This is a genomic window from Streptomyces sp. SID1328, assembly GCF_009865595.1.
In the GTDB taxonomy this organism is placed as follows: domain Bacteria; phylum Actinomycetota; class Actinomycetes; order Streptomycetales; family Streptomycetaceae; genus Streptomyces; species Streptomyces griseoluteus.
The window spans coordinates 1-1,017 of the sequence record NZ_WWKH01000947.1; the positions used below are offsets into that span (position 1 = coordinate 1).

The following is a 1,017-nucleotide window of genomic DNA, read 5'->3' on the forward strand; positions in this document are numbered from 1 at the left end:
GGGCACGCTCCTCTTCCGGCAGGGCGAGCAGCGGGTCGCGGGCGAGCAGGCGCTGGACTACGTGCGCCTGCGGCACGGCATCGGGGACGGCTCCGACATAGGGCGGATCAAGCGGCAACAGGCGTTCGTCGGCAGCCTGTTGAAGGAGGTCAAGGACAAGGGGTTCACCCCGACCAAGCTGCTGCCGCTGGCCGACGCGGCGACCAGGTCGATGACCGTCGACCCCGGACTGGGCAGCGCCGACAAGCTGTTGTCGTTCGCCATGTCGCTGAAGAACGTGGACCTGCACAACACCAAGTTCGTCACCGTGCCCTGGCGGTACGCGGGCGCGCGGGTCGCGGTCGTGGAGCCGGACGCCGGTGAGCTGTGGGCCGCGCTGAAGGCGGACCGTACGATCGACGGCGCCGACGCCAGCGGCGGGAAGGGCCACGCGGCGAAGAAGCCCGGCCCGGCCGGCCACTCTCCCACCCCGGTCTCCGGCAAGGGCATCGCCGTGGCGGTCTACAACGGCACCACGGTGACCGGGCTCGCCGCCAAGGGCTCGGCCGCGCTGACCGCCTCCGGCTTCACCGTCACCGGTACGGCCACCGCGCTCTCCCAGAACCATCTGGCGACGGTCGTCCAGTACGGCCCCGGCATGGCGGACCGCGCCCGGACGGTGGCCAAGGTGTTCCCCGGCGCCCAGTTGGAGCGGATCGGCGCGCCCCGGATCAACGTGGTCCTCGGCCAGGCGTACGCGACCAACCCGACGCCGTCCTCGACGTCCTCCTCGGTGCCCAGCGAGGTGGCCAACGGTGCGCGTTCGGCGGACGACAACCCCTGCGCCAACCTCACCTACGGCTGACGCCGGTCGTGGCGCACCCGCGCCACGCTCAGCGCGAGGGCGTACGGCACCAGGACGGCGGCCAGCAGGAGGTAGCGGCCGGCGGGCAGCGCGGTCAGCCCGAGGACCGCGCCCAGGGGGGTGGCCGGCAGCAACAGCCCCGCCCCGGCCAGCGCGGCCGAGGCCCAGCCGAC

General features: G+C 73.5%; 2 protein-coding genes. One reads left to right on the top strand and one right to left on the bottom strand.

From position 1 onward, the window contains the following. On the top strand, positions 1-844 hold an 844-nt coding region (locus GT030_RS30600; protein WP_161203867.1), incomplete at its 5' end, for an LCP family protein. Here GT030_RS30600 and GT030_RS30605 read toward each other — a convergent pair. Continuing rightward, on the bottom strand, positions 835-1,017 hold a 183-nt coding region (locus tag GT030_RS30605; protein ID WP_161203868.1), incomplete at its 5' end, for a hypothetical protein. The genes GT030_RS30600 and GT030_RS30605 overlap by 10 nt on opposite strands.